General features: G+C 49.3%; 18 protein-coding genes. 13 read left to right on the top strand and 5 right to left on the bottom strand.

The features are described from left to right. Nucleotides 1-4: 4 nt before the first annotated feature. Nucleotides 5-970, bottom strand: coding sequence for a tRNA dihydrouridine(20/20a) synthase DusA (dusA, locus tag AACR41_RS16200; RefSeq protein WP_445260571.1), 966 nt, complete (start codon nucleotides 968-970; stop codon nucleotides 5-7). A 184-nt stretch (nucleotides 971-1,154) separates the two neighbouring features. Between dusA and ebsA the strand changes: the two genes are divergently transcribed. The 3 genes from ebsA to ispG all read left to right on the top strand — a co-directional run bounded on the left by ebsA (nucleotide 1,155) and on the right by ispG (nucleotide 3,992). Then, the gene (gene ebsA / locus AACR41_RS16195) at nucleotides 1,155-1,535 is read left to right on the top strand and encodes a type IV pilus biogenesis protein EbsA (RefSeq protein ID WP_012306374.1); all 381 of its coding nucleotides are present in this window, start codon (nucleotides 1,155-1,157) and stop codon (nucleotides 1,533-1,535) included. Between the two features lie 76 nt (nucleotides 1,536-1,611). Continuing rightward, the gene (locus tag AACR41_RS16190) at nucleotides 1,612-2,700 is read left to right on the top strand and encodes a phosphotransacetylase family protein (protein ID WP_030005974.1); all 1,089 of its coding nucleotides are present in this window, start codon (nucleotides 1,612-1,614) and stop codon (nucleotides 2,698-2,700) included. Between the two features lie 71 nt (nucleotides 2,701-2,771). Beyond that, the gene (ispG, locus tag AACR41_RS16185) at nucleotides 2,772-3,992 is read left to right on the top strand and encodes a (E)-4-hydroxy-3-methylbut-2-enyl-diphosphate synthase (RefSeq protein WP_012306372.1); all 1,221 of its coding nucleotides are present in this window, start codon (nucleotides 2,772-2,774) and stop codon (nucleotides 3,990-3,992) included. A 162-nt stretch (nucleotides 3,993-4,154) separates the two neighbouring features. Here the strand turns inward: ispG and AACR41_RS16180 are convergent, their stop codons facing one another. The 3 genes from AACR41_RS16180 to AACR41_RS16170 all read right to left on the bottom strand — a co-directional run bounded on the left by AACR41_RS16180 (nucleotide 4,155) and on the right by AACR41_RS16170 (nucleotide 5,850). Beyond that, entirely contained in the window at nucleotides 4,155-4,421 is a 267-nt protein-coding gene (locus AACR41_RS16180; protein ID WP_223209842.1) for a hypothetical protein, read from the bottom strand. 70 nt (nucleotides 4,422-4,491) lie between these two features. Continuing rightward, nucleotides 4,492-4,860 carry a hypothetical protein gene (locus tag AACR41_RS16175; protein WP_030005972.1) on the bottom strand — a complete coding sequence of 123 codons (369 nt, stop codon included), beginning with the start codon at nucleotides 4,858-4,860 and terminating at the stop codon, nucleotides 4,492-4,494. 15 nt (nucleotides 4,861-4,875) lie between these two features. After that, the gene (locus tag AACR41_RS16170; RefSeq protein WP_030005971.1) at nucleotides 4,876-5,850 is read right to left on the bottom strand and encodes an aldo/keto reductase; all 975 of its coding nucleotides are present in this window, start codon (nucleotides 5,848-5,850) and stop codon (nucleotides 4,876-4,878) included. Between the two features lie 498 nt (nucleotides 5,851-6,348). Between AACR41_RS16170 and AACR41_RS16165 the strand changes: the two genes are divergently transcribed. The 9 genes from AACR41_RS16165 to psb29 all read left to right on the top strand — a co-directional run bounded on the left by AACR41_RS16165 (nucleotide 6,349) and on the right by psb29 (nucleotide 13,472). After that, nucleotides 6,349-6,708 (top strand): ATP synthase subunit I, encoded by a 360-nt coding sequence (locus AACR41_RS16165; protein ID WP_030005970.1) that lies wholly within the window; start codon nucleotides 6,349-6,351, stop codon nucleotides 6,706-6,708. 54 nt (nucleotides 6,709-6,762) lie between these two features. Further along, a complete protein-coding gene (atpB, locus tag AACR41_RS16160) occupies nucleotides 6,763-7,503 on the top strand; it encodes a F0F1 ATP synthase subunit A (protein ID WP_173867214.1) in 741 nt (246 codons plus the stop codon). Between the two features lie 161 nt (nucleotides 7,504-7,664). Next, the gene (gene atpE / locus AACR41_RS16155) at nucleotides 7,665-7,910 is read left to right on the top strand and encodes an ATP synthase F0 subunit C (RefSeq protein WP_012306367.1); all 246 of its coding nucleotides are present in this window, start codon (nucleotides 7,665-7,667) and stop codon (nucleotides 7,908-7,910) included. Nucleotides 7,911-8,059: 149 nt separating this feature from the next. Next, nucleotides 8,060-8,545 carry a F0F1 ATP synthase subunit B' gene (locus AACR41_RS16150; RefSeq protein WP_012306366.1) on the top strand — a complete coding sequence of 162 codons (486 nt, stop codon included), beginning with the start codon at nucleotides 8,060-8,062 and terminating at the stop codon, nucleotides 8,543-8,545. Between the two features lie 129 nt (nucleotides 8,546-8,674). Continuing rightward, nucleotides 8,675-9,202: a F0F1 ATP synthase subunit B gene (locus tag AACR41_RS16145; protein ID WP_012306365.1), complete on the top strand. Its 528-nt coding sequence runs from the start codon at nucleotides 8,675-8,677 to the stop codon at nucleotides 9,200-9,202. Continuing rightward, the gene (gene atpH / locus AACR41_RS16140) at nucleotides 9,199-9,756 is read left to right on the top strand and encodes an ATP synthase F1 subunit delta (RefSeq protein WP_030005969.1); all 558 of its coding nucleotides are present in this window, start codon (nucleotides 9,199-9,201) and stop codon (nucleotides 9,754-9,756) included. Before AACR41_RS16145 ends, atpH begins: the two co-directional genes overlap by 4 nt. 101 nt (nucleotides 9,757-9,857) lie before the next feature. Beyond that, the gene (gene atpA, locus AACR41_RS16135) at nucleotides 9,858-11,375 is read left to right on the top strand and encodes a F0F1 ATP synthase subunit alpha (RefSeq protein WP_030005968.1); all 1,518 of its coding nucleotides are present in this window, start codon (nucleotides 9,858-9,860) and stop codon (nucleotides 11,373-11,375) included. 84 nt (nucleotides 11,376-11,459) lie between these two features. Then, entirely contained in the window at nucleotides 11,460-12,404 is a 945-nt protein-coding gene (locus AACR41_RS16130) for a F0F1 ATP synthase subunit gamma (protein WP_030005967.1), read from the top strand. 303 nt (nucleotides 12,405-12,707) lie between these two features. Further along, nucleotides 12,708-13,472: a photosystem II biogenesis protein Psp29 gene (gene psb29 / locus AACR41_RS16125; RefSeq protein ID WP_012306361.1), complete on the top strand. Its 765-nt coding sequence runs from the start codon at nucleotides 12,708-12,710 to the stop codon at nucleotides 13,470-13,472. 54 nt (nucleotides 13,473-13,526) lie between these two features. On the opposite strand, the gene AACR41_RS16120 is transcribed toward psb29, so the two are convergent. After that, nucleotides 13,527-14,000: a hypothetical protein gene (locus tag AACR41_RS16120; RefSeq protein WP_049761560.1), complete on the bottom strand. Its 474-nt coding sequence runs from the start codon at nucleotides 13,998-14,000 to the stop codon at nucleotides 13,527-13,529. Between the two features lie 251 nt (nucleotides 14,001-14,251). Between AACR41_RS16120 and cimA the strand changes: the two genes are divergently transcribed. Next, nucleotides 14,252-15,868, top strand: coding sequence for a citramalate synthase (gene cimA / locus AACR41_RS16115; protein WP_030005965.1), 1,617 nt, complete (start codon nucleotides 14,252-14,254; stop codon nucleotides 15,866-15,868). Nucleotides 15,869-16,245: the final 377 nt, after the last annotated feature.

The raw sequence follows: 16,245 nt of genomic DNA, 5'->3' as shown, positions 1-16,245 counted from the left end.
CTTCCTAAACCATGGGGACCGGGTCGGCAATTCCCTTTGTTTGGGGCACTAGGGCCAAGGCTTGCTCAATAATTTCTCGCCCCACCGTCGTTCCCCGGCCCTCCTCCGTGATAAACCGCTTCCAGGCTTTGGTGCCAGGCTGGCCTAAAAACAGCGACAGCATATGACGGCTAATGCTGTGGAGTTTCACCCCGGCTTTTGTGGCACGTTCAATGTAGGGCAACATGTCCCCAACAATTTCATGGCGACTTTTGGGCTGTACCGCTTCCCCGTAGATATCGCGGTCCACCGTCGCAAACAGATAAGGGTTGTCATAGGCTGCCCGCCCCACCATTACTGCATCCACTTGGGTTAAATGGGTTTGAATTTGTTCTAACGCCGTAATGCCGCCATTAATTTCAATCCAGAGGTGAGGAAAGTCTTGTTTTAACCGATAAACATCTGCATAACGTAAAGGTGGGACCGTGCGGTTTTCTTTTGGGCTTAAACCCTGTAGCCAGGCTTTGCGGGCATGGACAGAAAAGCGATCGCACCCGGTTGCCGAGACAATCTCGATAAAGCGGCAGAGGTCTGCGTAACTATCTTGTTCATCGACGCCAATGCGATGTTTTACCGTAACGGGAATATTGACGGCCCCCTGCATCGCCGCTACACAATCGGCCACCAACTCCGGCTGGGTCATCAAACAAGCCCCAAAATTGCCCTGTTGCACCCTCGGACTGGGACAGCCCACATTGAGATTAATTTCGTCGTAACCCCAGTCTTCGCCCACCTTGGCACATTCGGCTAATTCCTTGGGATTATCGCCCCCCAATTGGAGGGAAATGGGATGTTCTGCGGCATCAAAGTCTAAAAGCTTGGGGCGATCGCCATGGATAATCGCCTGGGTGGTAATCATCTCCGTGTAGAGTAATGTCCGTCGGGTAATCTGGCGCATCAAGTAACGAAAATGGCGATCGGTGCGATCCATCATCGGCGCTACACTTAACAAATGGGGACAAACCACGGCATTGATCCTCTGCGACATAAACCAAAACGGATGAAGAAATATTCAACGGAAATTTCAGCCAATCCTAGAACAAAACAGAAACCAACCAACAGGCTACAATGCGATGTATTCTCAACGCTAACTGATTTCTTTAGAGCAATGCCCCATGGCTGTTTTTGACGATATCCAATCTGCAGGAAAGGGAGAAGTGATGGTTTATGCTCCCTACTATCCAAAAAATAAACAAAAAACACTGCCCAAAGCCCTCGGACTATACCAGATCGGCTCCGTTGAGGGGAAACGGGTGATCGAAAAAGGAGAAAGTATCCCCTTTGTGGCCAGTTGGTATGTCTCTAAATTACCGTCGGAAATGACCAGTTGTCGCCTTCAATTTGCGGCCCAGGCGGATCTCAGTTACAGCGTGACATTACCAAACCACCAGTTCGTAGATTACCTCATTGATCTCTTAATTGGCTTCGGCCGTGACGGGGCCATTGACTTTCCTAAGGATTTTTATCGGGAGCTTCTGGGCCTAAAAAAAGAATAGCGTCCTGGTTTGCTCAGTCGCGAAATTCCGTTATTGTGGAGGCTAAAGAATGTGAGCTTCTAAAGGAGTAGTGGGTGTGACCAATTCAACCCAACATATCGTCGTTGCTTCTACCGAACCCTACAGTGGGAAATCTGCTGTGCTACTTGGGTTGGTACAGAGCCTTAAGCAAAAAGGCATCTCTGTGGCCTACAGTAAGCCCATCGGTACAGTTTGGCATGACGAGCAGAATGGGCGTTTCACCCGCATCGAAGATGATCTCCGGTTCCTCGGGGAAGCCTTTGGTCTTAGGGAAACGGAAGTGCGATCGCCGGTACTTTTTCTGGATGAGGCAACGGTGGCCCAGCGACTCACGGGTCAAGACCAAACCGATTATCCCCAAAAACTCAAGGATGATCTAGGGGCGATCGCCAGTGACATTACCTTTATCGAAGCCCCCAAAAGTCTCTGGGAAGGGAGTTTATTTAACCTCTCTGCCGGAGAAATTGCGGCGACCCTAGGGGCCAAAATCCTCTTGGTCATCCCCTACCACCATAAGCTTTTAGTTGATAGTTTGTTGACAATTTATCGGTTCCTGGGCGATCGCCTCATGGGAGTGGTGATTAACAAAATTCCCCCCGAAGCCCTCGAAACCGCCGAGACTCAAATTAAGCCCTTCTTGGCCCAGCGGGGCATTGATGTCTATGGCCTTGTCCCCGCCGACCGGATCCTCCGCAGTGTAACGGTGCGGGAATTGGTGAAGCGCCTCAATGCGGAAGTTCTTTGTCGGGCCAATCGTCTGGATCTGATGGTCGAAAGTCTCACCATTGGCGCGATGAACGTTAACTCTGCTTTGAAATATTTCCGGCAACGGCAAAATATGGCGGTGGTCACTGGGGGCGATCGCACTGATCTGCAACTGGCAGCCCTAGAAACCTCCACCCAATGTCTGATCCTGACAGGCCATGTCGCCCCCCAAGAAATTATTCTCAACCGCGCCGAAGACCTAGAAATCCCAATTCTGTCGGTGGACTATGACACCCTGACCACCGTCGAAATCATCGACCAAGCCTTTAACCATGTGCGCCTCCAGGAGCCGATTAAAGTAGAAGTGGCCCAGACCCTATTCCAAAAGCATTTTGACTTCGAGCGTTTCTTGGCCCAGATGCCCTTTCCCGTTGCCTAGAACCTTTGCCAACGCTTATGCTTAGATCCTAGATACCAGCGACTTTTTGTAATTTCCTATCCTCAAGTTCCATGCAAGCTGTAGAGCGTCCTGTGCAAACGACCGATTCCCTTGTGGATACCACTATCCATCGCCGGAAAACCAGAGCTGTCAAGGTGGGCAATGTCACCATCGGCAGTGATTATCCCGTGGTTGTCCAGTCGATGATCAACGAAGATACCCTTGACATAGAGGGCTCCGTCGCGGCAATCCGCCGACTTCATGAAATTGGCTGTGAAATCGTCCGGGTAACTGTTCCGAGTATGGCCCACGCCCGTTCCCTGGCTCAGATCAAAGCGAAGCTCGCCGAGACCTACCAGGCAGTGCCAATTGTGGCGGATGTCCACCATAACGGCATGAAAATTGCTCTGGAAGTTGCCAAACACGTGGATAAAGTGCGCATCAATCCCGGTCTTTATGTTTTTGAACAGGCCAGTGGCGATCGCACCGGTTATACCGAAGCAGAATTTGCGGCCATTGGTGAAAAGATTCGTGAAACCCTCGAACCCTTGGTGGTTTCCCTGCGGGATCAAGGCAAAGCCATGCGCATCGGCGTCAACCATGGTTCCCTCGCCGAGCGGATGCTCTTCACCTACGGGGATACTCCCGAAGGCATGGTCGAATCAGCCCTAGAATTTATTCGGATTTGTCAGTCCCTCGATTTCCATAACCTGATCATTTCCATGAAGGCATCCCGTGTCCCGGTGATGTTGGCCGCCTATCGCCTCATGGCTAAACGGATGGATGAACTCGGTATGGACTATCCCCTCCACCTGGGCGTAACCGAAGCTGGAGATGGAGAATATGGCCGCATTAAATCTACCGCAGGCATTGGGACGCTCCTGGCGGAAGGCATTGGCGACACAATCCGTGTTTCCCTCACGGAAGCACCTGAAAAGGAAATTCCCGTCTGCTATAGCATCCTCCAAGCCCTAGGCCTACGGAAAACCATGGTGGAATACGTCGCCTGCCCTTCCTGTGGCCGGACGCTCTTTAACCTCGAAGAAGTGCTTCATAAGGTGCGCGAAGCGACAAATCACCTCACGGGTCTAGATATTGCCGTAATGGGTTGTATCGTCAATGGCCCCGGTGAAATGGCCGATGCGGATTATGGCTATGTGGGGAAAACGCCCGGTGTAATTTCCCTATACCGTGGTCGGGAAGAAATCCGCAAAGTCCCCGAAGCCCAAGGGGTTGAAGAACTGATTAACCTAATCAAAGCTGATGGTCGCTGGGTTGATCCGCCCCAATAGTTTTTGACAGAAATTCTCTCAATCATTTGTCACCCAGGCGATATCAATTTATCCCCTGGGTTTTTTCTCGTATCCGATCAATAAACCGATTAATGCAGAGCCGAATCCTTGATATTCAGACTGTCAATCATAGGAACGTTCTACGGTTTGTTTTTGTTCCTACTAATCTTCAGCGTCCTCAGGGTAACGGGCGTCATAGGCAGGACGTTCTGCTTCACTGACGAGGTGCTTAAGGGCATCCAGGCGGGAATTCAGCAGCAGTTGGGCAACGGTGGCTGCATCCCCTTCTTTGATCTGCATGGTAGCGAGGGAATCAAAGAGCTTTTGGTAACACTGGTTAAGCTCGTGGTGCAGCTGAAAACGAATTTCGGAGGTATCACGCATGGGCCTGGGGTTGATCAAGTCTGAAAAGAGCACGTACTTTTTCATAACACGCTCCCTTTCACAAGTTAAAGCGCGGCAATATATATTGATTTTCTCAAGAGCAGCGCCTACCGTTTTAATCGAGTCGTTCGAGCATAGAACCGGGGCACCAATCGGTAAAGCCATCAACGGTAAACACGACGTAATCAACCCCGTAGGCGTCCCAATAATCCACTACTTTGCCCTGTTTTTGCTCTGGATCTGCCCGGCGTTGCACAAGGCAACCAAGGGGGAACTCCTGGGCGATCGCCTTATCTTTCAAATCCCTGAGCTTGAGAATGCGGCCTTGTTGATCTGCCGATAATTGTTTCCAGGCGATCGCCTTAAAGTCGGGGTAGGCTTGGGTGAGCAGTTCAATTTCTGCCCAGGTTTGGGCTTGGGTGAGACATTCCGCCAATTGTTCGGGGGATTCAAGCACAGGGACAGGATGAGGAGCAGTGGTCATGGCAATCTTCAAAATTTAACGGGACTGAAACGGATTTTGCACCATGGTTTTTGTGACTTGGGCTGCTGCTTGATCCAAAGCGGCCACCTCCCCAGAAGACAACTGCCATCCTAGGGCACCAGCATTCTCCTGGGCTTGGGTGAGATTTTTTGCCCCCGGAATCGGCATTGTCCCTTTACAAATACACCAGTTTAAAGCGACCTGGGCCATGGTTTTTTGGTGCAGCGTCATCAGCTCCTGTAAACAGCTCTGCAACGGGGCTATATTTGGCAAAACTTGCTTAAAAACTCGCCGTCGTAAACCTTTGGGCAGCGGTTTATCCAAGCTGTATTTTCCCGTCAACAGACCAAGGGCCAGGGGACTATAGGCGATTAACTGAATCCCCAATTCGTCGCATACGGCTTTGACGTCATATTTCAGTACCGGATCCGTTGAAAGCAAAGAATACTGCACCTGCAATGTCCGAATCGGTACGCCCCAATCCTGAAACCAACGGTGCACTTCCCGCAGTCGCTGACCACCATAGTTGGATAACCCTACGCCTTTCACCTGACCCGTTTCGTACAGTTCTGCCAAACCCCGCAATAATCGTTTTTCCTGCCAAGGGGCATAATTTGCCGTTGACCAATGCATTTGCACTAAATCAATTGGCCGCTGGAGGCGTTTTGCGGAGGCGGCTCCAGCCCGCTTCATGGAGCCAGCGGTGAGCCGCCAAGGATAAGGAGCCAGTTTAGTCGCCAGAATGATTTCCTGTTGGTGACGGCCAGTGTAGGCTTGGGAAAATTGCCCCAAAAGGCTTTCACTACGACCGCTTAAACGCCCGGTTCCATAGGAATCCCCCGTATCAAAGAGGGTAATGCCGCTGGTCACACAGAAATTAAACACCTGTTGTAGTTCTTGATCCATGCTGGGTTGGTACCCCCACAGCAGGCGATTGCCCCAGGCCCAGGTACCACAGCCCATGGTAGGGAGAATAAGTTGCTCACGCATAACATCAGTTTGAATGGAGTGAAATATGGATAAAAGTCAGGAAAAGCTGATTAGCGCCGACTGAAAATTTGCCAACAGACCAGTAGGGTAACGCCAAAATAACCGGCGATCGCCACCCAATCTAACACCGCAGTCTCCATCGCCATAATCCTCCTAGAACGATTCATTCTCCCACCAAAGCAGGTTTGCGCCCTATAAAAATAACTTGAATCTCCCCAAACACAACCCACAAATCCCCATCTTTAGCCCTTTTACAGCCTTCGCCCTGGGTCATGGGGAACTTTTTAAGGATTGTGACAATGGCGTGATATGATTGCACGTGGTTTGTACTGTTTCCCTTGTACAAAGCAATATAGACAGTCAAATAAACTGATCAAAACCCTTGATCTTCTAAACCTGCTGAGCGTGAATTCATCTGAGTCTCAAAGCCAATCAGACATTCCCAACTCTTCTAACTCAACCTTAGAAAACAATGGGGATTCGGCAAGTAACACCCCAATGGACGAGTACTATCAGCTCAAACAGTCCATTTTTTTTGTGACTCTTGCCATCAGTGGGGCGATCGCCCTGTTGGTCTGGTACTTTTATTCTGCCCAAACAGCGGTGAGTTATCTCATTGGTGCTGGCGTTGGAATAATTTATTTGAGACAGTTGGCAAAAAGCGTAGAAAAAATCAGTAGCACTAATCCCAGAACCGGTTCCGGTCGCCTAGCCCTTTTTATCGGCTTGATCGTCATCGCAACCCAACTGGAGCAACTGGAAATTCTCCCCGCTTTTTTAGGGTTCATTACCTATAAACTTGCCATCATTGTTTATGTGCTGCCGAATAGTTTACTTACCGCAGACAAAACAAATTAGAATTCCGCCCTAGCCCTTGATTGTCGAGAGAAAGAACCGGGGAAAGATCATCAAATGGAAATGCTTAATAGTTTAACTACATTTAGTTTATTTCCCCTTGCTGAACTCGAAGTCGGCAAACATTTTTATTGGGAACTCGGTGGCTTAAAAGTTCACGGACAGGTACTAATGACCTCTTGGTTCGTTATTGCTGTTCTTGTGCTTGCTTCGATCCTAGCAACCCGTAATGTTCAGCGTGTCCCTGGTGGTTTCCAAAACTTCATGGAATACGCCCTCGAATTTATTCGGGATCTGGCTAAAAACCAGCTAGGCGAAAAAGAATATCGTCCTTGGGTGCCCTTCATTGGAACATTGTTCCTCTTCATCTTCATTGCCAACTGGTCCGGTGCCCTTGTGCCTTGGAAAATCATTGGTTTACCCGAAGGTGAATTGGCCGCTCCCACTAACGACATTAACACCACCGTAGCCCTAGCTCTGTTGACTTCCTTGGCATACTTTTATGCTGGGTTCAAAAAGCGTGGAATTGGTTACCTGAAAAAATATTTGGAACCAACCCCTATCCTGCTTCCAATTAACATTCTGGAAGATTTCACCAAGCCCCTCTCCCTGAGCTTCCGTCTTTTCGGAAACATCCTCGCGGACGAACTGGTGGTTGGTGTACTGGTTTTCTTGGTTCCCCTGATTATTCCTTTACCCTTGATGGCACTTGGTTTATTCGCCAGTGCGATCCAAGCGTTGATTTTTGCGACCCTCGCCGCAGCCTACATTGCTGAAGCGATGGAAGGTCATCACTAAGGGAAGGTTTGACTTCAGGATTATTGATAAAAGCCCGAAGGCTAGCTAGAAATTTCAACTTGATTTGTGTTTCTGGTCACTTTTTCTGTTAATTTTTTTGACGGGGATCTGTTTTAGAGACCTGTTTATACCCACTTCAATAACATCGAAAGGAAAAAATTATGGATTCTTTAACTGCTGCTGCTTCTGTTATTGCTGCTGCTCTTGCTGTTGGTCTTGCGGCGATCGGCCCTGGTATTGGTCAAGGTAATGCTGCGGGTAGTGCAGCCGAAGGGATTGCCCGTCAACCCGAAGCGGAAGGCAAAATCCGCGGTACTCTCCTCCTCAGCTTGGCTTTTATGGAAGCTTTAACCATCTACGGTCTTGTTGTTGCCCTCGTTCTTTTGTTTGCAAACCCCTTTGCATAAAAAGACACTGGACTGGGTTTAGGTCATTCGAGGCTGATTTAAAGGCAGCTCACCTGGATGACCTAGGCCCGTTTTTCCATGGGACAATGGGGTAACCCCCTAGATGTATAAACTCTATAAGACCCAAACACGGTGGGGTCAATTGATAAATGACACACTGGACAATTGTTTTAGCAACTGAAGCAGTCGAGAAAACCGCTGAGGGTGGTCTTTTTGATTTTGACGCAACGCTCCCCGTGATGGCCATTCAGTTTTTGGTCTTGGCGGCGTTGTTAAATAAGCTTTTTTATAAGCCTATTGGTCAAGCGATTGACGACCGTTCCGATTACATTCGCACCAACTTAGTGGACGCGAAAGAACGTCAGCAAAAGGCGGAGGACTTAGCCGCTCAATATGAGCAAGAACTCCGTGATGTGCGTCGTGAAGCCCAGGATGTAATTGCAAAAGCTCAGGCTGAAGCTCAAAAGGTCGTAGCAGATGAAGTGAAGTCTGCCCAGGCTGAGGCTTTGGCGGAGCGGGAAAAAGCAGCTCTGGAAATCGAGGCACAACGGGAATCTGCGTTCAAATCCCTTGAACAGCAAGTTGATTCTCTAAGCCAGGCGATCGCCTCTAAATTAGTTGGGGCAAAGCTTTAGGGTAGTGCGGTTTTCGCTGCCTAGATGGGAACTCTTGAAGATTTCAAGCTTTTATATCTTTAAGAAAAAGAGTTATCCATTTTTAGATGTATACACCATAAGCAAATAGCGCTGGGGTAGATCGATATCATGGGAATTATTTCCTACCTTGCCACCGCATCGGAGGGTGGTTTTCATTTAAACTTCGACATTTTAGAAACAAACATTATCAACCTTGCGATCATCATTGGGGTTCTGTACGTCTATGGGAGCAAGTTTATTGGCAATATTTTAGAGACGCGCAAAAGTAAAATTGTCGCCGATCTAGAAGACGCTGAAAACCGCGCGAAAAAAGCCCAAGAAGCACTGACAAAGGCCCAGAAAGATCTCGAACAGGCCCAGGCCCAGGCTGCCAAGATTCGGGAAGACGCTAAGGTTGCCGCAGAAAAAACCAAACAAGACATCTTAGCCAAAGGTCGCGACGAAGTTGAAAAACTCAAGGCCTCTGCGGTTAAAGAATTAAGCACAGAACAAGCGAAAGTAATCACCGAGCTGAAGCGACGGGTTGCAGAACTTGCTCTGGCAAAAGTGGAAGCTCAATTGCGGTCTGATTTGGATGAGTCTGCTCAAGCCAAGTTAGTCGATCGCAGCATTGCACAACTGGGAGGTGGCGCATGAAAGGCAATACAATGATTGCTCAGGTTGTTGAGCCCTATGCTGGTGCCCTGATGACCCTTGCGCAAGAGACCAATAAAGTCGAGGCATTTGCAGAAAATTGTCGGGCTTTACTGTCACTCTTCCAAGAGTCTGCGGAGTTCCGGTCTTTTGTGACGAATCCTTTGGTCAAAGCAGAGGATAAAAAAGGTGTTCTGCAAGGGGTTTGTGGCCAGGATGTAGATGCCTACTTCCTTAACTTTTTGTTTTTGCTTGTGGATCGTCGGCGTATTGTTTTCCTCGAAGGCATTTGCCAGGAATTCGTCGCCCTCCAGCGAAAACTGAACAATATTGTTCTCGCTGATGTCACGAGTGCGCAACCGTTGACCACTGACCAAGAAGCGGCGATCGCCGATCAAGTCAAACAAATGACCGGGGCTAATGCCGTCGAATTGAACATTAGCACTGATGCCGATTTGATTGGTGGTGTCGTGATCAAAGTCGGTTCCAAGGTCTTTGACGCTAGCTTGCGGGGCCAACTCCGGCGGATCAGCATGGATCTATTAGGCTCAAACTAAGCTGGTGCCAATTTTTTGGACCTGTTTTAACACCGGCCACTTAACTTTAAAAGTGTCTCAATAGACTGTCCCTAGAATTAACCTTATTTAACAGTACAGACATGATTAGTATCAGACCCGACGAAATTAGTAGCATTATTCGTCAACAAATTGAGTCCTACGACCAAAAAGTTCAAGTCGATAACGTCGGCACCGTACTTCAAGTCGGTGATGGGATTGCTCGGATCTATGGTCTTGAGCAGGCCATGGCCGGTGAATTGCTTGAGTTTGAAGATGGCACCGTAGGGATCGCCCTCAACCTTGAAGAAGACAACGTCGGTGCCGTATTGATGGGCGACGGTCGTGACATCCAAGAAGGCAGTAGTGTGAAGTCCACTGGCCGGATTGCAGAAATCCCCGTTGGCGACGCGACCGTTGGCCGTGTTGTTGATGCCCTTGCCCGTCCCATCGATGGGAAAGGCGACATTGACGCTACCGATACCCGCCTCATCGAATTCATGGCCCCTGGGATTATTGCCCGTCGCTCTGTCCATGAACCGATGCAGACTGGGATTACCGCAATTGACGCGATGATTCCCGTCGGTCGGGGTCAGCGGGAATTAATCATTGGTGACCGTCAAACTGGTAAAACTGCCGTTGCGGTTGACACAATCATCAACCAGAAGGGTGAAGATGTAATTTGTGTGTACGTGGCCGTTGGTCAAAAGGCGTCCACCGTTGCTCAAGTTGTTTCGACCCTCGAATCTAAGGGCGCTTTAGATTACACCGTCGTTGTTGCTGCGAATGCTAACGATCCGGCAACTCTCCAGTACCTTGCTCCCTACACTGGTGCGGCGATCGCCGAGCACTTCATGTACCAAGGTAAGGCGACCCTCGTTGTCTACGATGACCTTTCCAAGCAAGCCCAGGCCTACCGCCAAATGTCCCTGCTGCTCCGTCGTCCCCCCGGACGTGAAGCTTATCCCGGTGACGTTTTCTACTTGCACTCTCGTCTGTTAGAACGGGCAGCGAAACTCAGTGATGAACTCGGCGGCGGTAGCATGACCGCTCTACCGATCATCGAAACCCAAGCCGGTGACGTTTCCGCTTACATTCCCACCAACGTTATTTCCATTACCGACGGTCAGATCTTCTTGTCCTCTGACCTATTCAACGCAGGTTTCCGTCCGGCGATCAACGCGGGTATTTCCGTATCCCGGGTTGGTTCTGCGGCTCAAACCAAAGCGATGAAAAAAGTTGCCGGTAAGCTGAAGTTGGAATTGGCCCAGTTCGCAGAACTCGAAGCCTTTGCCCAGTTTGCTTCTGACTTGGATGCAGCAACCCAAAACCAGTTGGCCCGGGGTCAGCGCCTGCGTCAGATCCTCAAACAGCCCCAGAACTCTCCCCTCTCCGTTGCTGAGCAGGTGGCGATTGTTTACGCTGGCTTGAATGGCTATCTTGATGATGTTCCTGTAGATAAAGTGGTTGAGTTTGCTGCTGGCCTCCGTCAGTACCTCGCCACCAGCAAAGCCCGGTACGGTGAAATCATTGCCAACGATAAAGTGCTTTCTGAAGAAGCGGAGAACCTCCTCAAAGAGGCGATCGCCGAGCACAAGCAAAGTTTCGCCGCTGCGGCCTAAGCAAATGATCATGTCGTCTGCAGCCCATGGCCAGCATCACCAGTGGCTGCAGGCGGCCCAGAATCGAACTAAGGGATATTACTCATGCCAAACCTAAAGGGGATTCGCGACCGGATTCAATCCGTCAAAAATACCAAGAAAATTACCGAAGCGATGCGTCTGGTGGCCGCGGCAAAAGTACGTCGTGCCCAAGAACAGGTGACTTCCACCCGTCCCTTTGCTAACACCCTCTTGCAGGTACTCTATAGCCTCAAGAGTCGTCTCCGCCTTGAAGAAGCAGATTTGCCCCTCCTCAAGCAACGGGAAGTAAAGTGCGTCGGTCTGTTGGTCATCACTGGCGATCGCGGCCTTTGTGGGGGCTACAACGCCAACATCATCCGCAAAGCCGAACAAAGAGCAAAAGAATTAGCAGCGGCTGGTATCAGCTACAAGTTTGTGCTGGTGGGCCGTAAAGCGGTGCAATATTTCCAGAATCGCCAAGCTCCCGTTGCTAAAACCTATGCTGGTTTAGAACAAATTCCTTCGGCAGCAGAAGCGTCGGACATTGCCGATGAACTGCTCTCTTTGTTCCTCTCGGAAGAAGTGGACAAAATTGAACTGATTTACACACGCTTTGTGTCTTTGATTAGTTCTCAGCCCGTTGTGCAAACGCTGTTGCCTTTGGTACCTGAAGCGCTCACCAACCCTGACGACGAAACTTTCAACCTGATTACCCGGGGCGGTAAGTTCCAGGTCGAACGGGAAAAGGTAGCAACTGAAGTTAAAGAACTGCCCGCAGATATGATCTTCGAGCAGGATCCGAAGGACATTTTGAATGCTTTGTTACCGCTATATCTCAGCAACCAACTGCTGCGGGCGCTCCAGGAAGGGGCAGCCAGTGAGTTGGCGGCGCGGATGACGGCGATGAACAATGCCAGTGATAATGCTTCTGAACTGATGAAAACCTTGACGTTGTCCTATAACAAGGCCCGTCAGGCAGCGATTACCCAGGAGCTATTGGAAGTGGTCGCCGGTGCAAATGCACTCTAAAAGACGAACAAGTCATTCCCATTACCGTCATTAACGCCAACGGTTATTTGAAGACGGCTTTAATAACATGAAAGGGTGGCATAACCATGTCACCCTTTTTTTATGGTGGCCTAGGGAGGCGATCGCCAAAGAGTTTTAAGGAGTTTTTAGAGGGGATCAATTTACTGACCAAAAGAGATTTTTTGGGGTGAATTTTAATTGAAATATCGCGCTGTTAATAATCTGCCCCAGACCCATCACCTTGGCAAACGCCTCTGGAAACGTCAAAATAGAATATTGAAATGTCAATTGTGGGTTCCATTTGTGAGTCAAGTTCGCACCGTTTCCGATACGAAGCGTGATTTTTATACACACCATACTCGGCCAATTAATTCGATTTTTCGGCGCGTCGTCGAAGAACTTTTGGTTGAAATGCATTTACTGTCGGTGAACGCCGATTTTCGCTACGATCCTTTCTATGCGCTGGGCGTCGTCACTTCCTTTGAGCGCTTTATGCAAGGCTATCGCCCAGAGGCGGATAAAGTTTCTATTTTCCAAAGCATGTGCCAAGCGATTGGGGGCGACGCCAACCGTTACAAAGAAGATGCAATGGCCCTGGTTGAACTGGCAAAACGTTGTTCTGGGACGCAACTGATTGAGTGCTTCCGGCAAGATGTGCCCCCGGAAGGCGCCCAAGAATTATGGGAAAAAATTGAGGCGATCGCCAAAAATGATCACTTCAAATATAGTCGGTTGTTTGCCATTGGCGTCTATACTTTTTTGGGTGAATCAGAGCCGCAACTCCTCGAAGATACTGAGAAGCGCGACGAAATGTTGACCACGGTTACCGCTGGCCTCAATCTCCCTGAGGAAAAAATGAAAAAAGACTTAGATCTTTATCGCAGCAATCTCGAAAAAATGAATCAAGTCCTAGAGGTTTTAGAAGATGCCCTCGCCGTAGAACGGCAACGTCGGGAAAAGGCAGAAGCAGAGGCGAAGGCCAAAACAGCAGAAGCCACCGTAGCGACTGAAACCAACGACGAACAAGACGAACAAAAAGAAACCAGTGAATCCGGCTCCGATGCTTAGGATTACTTGTGCGAAACCTTGATTCTTAAATGTTATTTACTAACACCTTGATCTTCAGGATTTTTGATTGCCTTTGTGGGGTAAAAACTGCAGATCAAGGTGTTCTTTAATGGGTAATTGTGGCGGTGAAATCGTTCCCTCTTCTACGGTGTCGATAATCGCCTGTTCTTGAATAAAAAATTCCCCAAAATTTTGTTGCTGGAGTTGCAACTCATGGAATTGTAATTGCCCGGCGATCGCCAATTCTGCCCCAGGCTCCGGCAGCGGAGTTTCCGTAATCACCCAAATGCGCCCGGTGCTGTCCTGCAATTCGTAAGCACCTTGATCGAGGAGAGGCACCCGCTGGGTTACAGTTCCCTGGACATAGACCTCAGCCCCCGGTGAAACAGCCCCAAGACTGGCGATGGGCTGCCTGGTTGTACCCAGGTTTTCCTGTTGAGATAAAACTGTCCAAGGAGTACAGCCGATTAAATTTACAGCGATGAAGCCGCTAAGACACCACCGACTAACTTTGAAGGCGATCGCCATAGACAACACAAGCTTATAAACGCATCACAAAATCAAAAAAGTATCTCCAGTGTACTCGATTCCCCAGAAGCTTCAAAAATTTTGAGGCCAGTAGCGATTTTTTCAAGAGAAATTTCTAGAAAATTTAGCGATGTGCTGACCCCGAAATATCAACAAGATTGTCTAAATTTGTGGAATCGTATCGAGGCCCGCCTTAGCCAGAAACTCCCTTGCTAGGATCAAAAGCAGCATTTCTAGCCGACGGTTCCCCTATGGTTTCTCCCCAAAACCCAGTTCAGATCTACGACACCACCCTCCGCGATGGTTGTCAGCGAGAAGGGCTTGCCCTCTCCCTCGAAGATAAAGTCCGCATCGCCCAACACCTCGACCGCCTCGGCATTCCTTTTATTGAAGGGGGCTGGCCAGGGGCAAATCCAAAAGATGAACAATTTTTTCTACATCTCCGGGAATACCCACTCCAGCAGGCGAAAATTGTTGCTTTTTGTTCAACACGACGTCCCCATTCCGCCGTCGAAACGGACTCTCTACTCCAAGCATCCCTCCGGGCGCAAACCCACTGGATTACTCTATTTGGCAAATCCTGGGATCTCCATGTCACCCTCGGTTTAGGCACTACTTTGACAGAAAATTGCGCGATGATCCGGGAGAGCCTCGCCTATCTAAAATCCCAAAATCGGCGGGTAATCTATGATGCCGAACATTGGTTTGATGGCTACCAACAAAACCCCGAATATGCCCTCAAGACCCTCGAAGCAGCGATCCAAGGGGGAGCCGAATATCTGGTTTTGTGCGATACCAACGGCGGCACATTGCCCCAAGGAATTATGGCCAGTCTCCAGGATATTCAACGGGCATTTCCGGATCTCAAGATTCCCCTCGGCATCCACACTCACAATGATTCGGGGATGGCGGCGGCCAATGCAGTAATGGCAGTGCAGGCCGGGGCGACCATGGTACAGGGCACCATCAACGGCTATGGGGAACGGTGTGGTAATGCTAATTTATGCACGTTAATCCCCACCCTGCAACTGAAGTTAAATCAACCCTGTTTAGCACCGGAAAAACTACAACAGCTCACCAGTACAAGCCGCTTAATCAGTGAAATTGTGAATTTGGCCCCCGATGACCATGCGCCCTATGTGGGCCGTTCGGCTTTCGCCCATAAGGGAGGGATTCATGTCTCGGCAGTGCAAAAAAATGCCCTCACCTATGAACATACTGATCCGCAAACAGTGGGCAATGAGCGGCGGATTGTGGTGTCAGAGCAGGCGGGATTAAGCAATATTTTGGCTAAGGCGAAAAGCTTTGGTATTGCGTTAGAGAAAACGGATTTGGCCAGTCGAACGATCTTGCAGAAATTAAAGGATTTGGAGCATGAAGGCTACCAATTTGAAGCGGCAGAGGCGAGTTTTCAGTTGTTAATCCGCTCGGCATTGGGGCATCGGCAGGAATTTTTCAAGCTGCGGGGATTCCATGTGAATTGTGATGTGGGAGAAACTCAAAGTACGGCGATCGCCACGATCAAGTTAGAAGTGAACGGGAAAAATTTGCTCGAAGCAGCGGAGGGCAATGGCCCCGTTTCGGCCTTGGATCAGGCTCTACGGAAGGTATTGACGAAATTTTACCCAGAGATTGCTGAGTTCCAGCTAACGGATTATAAGGTACGGATTTTGGACGGAGCAGCGGGCACCGGGGCGAAAACAAGGGTCTTGGTGGAATCGAGCGATGGCTTGGAACGGTGGACAACGGTGGGGGTATCAGCCAATATTCTTGAGGCGTCCTATCGGGCTGTAGTTGAAGGCATTGAGTATGGTCTGTTGCGGCGATCGCCTTATCCCTCTGTGCCTTTACCTGTGGCAACCCTGTGACTCTAAATCTGCGGGGACGGTGTAGATTTTTTGACCCATTTTCCGATGCGGGAGAGTTGACATTTAGAGGCGATCGCCACCCCTCCTTTTTTGATCTGAGCTAGTATGGTTTGCAAGTCAAAATACCTAAAAAATTTTGGGTATCAGTATTCCTCATTGCCGTCTCTTGTTCTAGTTGCCGGACTCACTCAACTCAGATTTTTAGTTTATTTTCTGGTTCTGGTGTTGATCTACTATGACCCAAACCTACCAAACCCAAAGGACTCTCTTTTTGGAAAATTAGTAACTTAAAAGTTGCTAAGGCTTCGGAATTCTTGGGGACTGGGTCGCATCCTCTCCACGCAATTTTCATGTTTGATAATCTTCTCCCCCCCTCA

Origin of the sequence: Picosynechococcus sp. NKBG042902 (genome assembly GCF_963864045.1) — a bacterium.
In the GTDB taxonomy this organism is placed as follows: Bacteria; Cyanobacteriota; Cyanobacteriia; order Cyanobacteriales; family MRBY01; genus MRBY01.
This window is presented reverse-complemented; position numbering and strand designations above follow the sequence as displayed.

Coding starts and splice junctions, on each gene's coding strand:
- dusA (WP_445260571.1), bottom strand. CDS start 970: ATGGATCGCACCGATCGCCATTTTCGTTACTTGATGCGCCAGATTACC.
- ebsA (WP_012306374.1), top strand. CDS start 1,155: ATGGCTGTTTTTGACGATATCCAATCTGCAGGAAAGGGAGAAGTGATG.
- ispG (WP_012306372.1), top strand. CDS start 2,772: ATGCAAGCTGTAGAGCGTCCTGTGCAAACGACCGATTCCCTTGTGGAT.
- AACR41_RS16180 (WP_223209842.1), bottom strand. CDS start 4,421: ATGAAAAAGTACGTGCTCTTTTCAGACTTGATCAACCCCAGGCCCATG.
- AACR41_RS16175 (WP_030005972.1), bottom strand. CDS start 4,860: ATGACCACTGCTCCTCATCCTGTCCCTGTGCTTGAATCCCCCGAACAA.
- AACR41_RS16170 (WP_030005971.1), bottom strand. CDS start 5,850: ATGCGTGAGCAACTTATTCTCCCTACCATGGGCTGTGGTACCTGGGCC.
- AACR41_RS16165 (WP_030005970.1), top strand. CDS start 6,349: ATGGACGAGTACTATCAGCTCAAACAGTCCATTTTTTTTGTGACTCTT.
- atpB (WP_173867214.1), top strand. CDS start 6,763: ATGGAAATGCTTAATAGTTTAACTACATTTAGTTTATTTCCCCTTGCT.
- atpE (WP_012306367.1), top strand. CDS start 7,665: ATGGATTCTTTAACTGCTGCTGCTTCTGTTATTGCTGCTGCTCTTGCT.
- AACR41_RS16150 (WP_012306366.1), top strand. CDS start 8,060: ATGACACACTGGACAATTGTTTTAGCAACTGAAGCAGTCGAGAAAACC.
- AACR41_RS16145 (WP_012306365.1), top strand. CDS start 8,675: ATGGGAATTATTTCCTACCTTGCCACCGCATCGGAGGGTGGTTTTCAT.
- atpH (WP_030005969.1), top strand. CDS start 9,199: ATGAAAGGCAATACAATGATTGCTCAGGTTGTTGAGCCCTATGCTGGT.
- atpA (WP_030005968.1), top strand. CDS start 9,858: ATGATTAGTATCAGACCCGACGAAATTAGTAGCATTATTCGTCAACAA.
- AACR41_RS16130 (WP_030005967.1), top strand. CDS start 11,460: ATGCCAAACCTAAAGGGGATTCGCGACCGGATTCAATCCGTCAAAAAT.
- AACR41_RS16120 (WP_049761560.1), bottom strand. CDS start 14,000: ATGGCGATCGCCTTCAAAGTTAGTCGGTGGTGTCTTAGCGGCTTCATC.
- cimA (WP_030005965.1), top strand. CDS start 14,252: ATGGTTTCTCCCCAAAACCCAGTTCAGATCTACGACACCACCCTCCGC.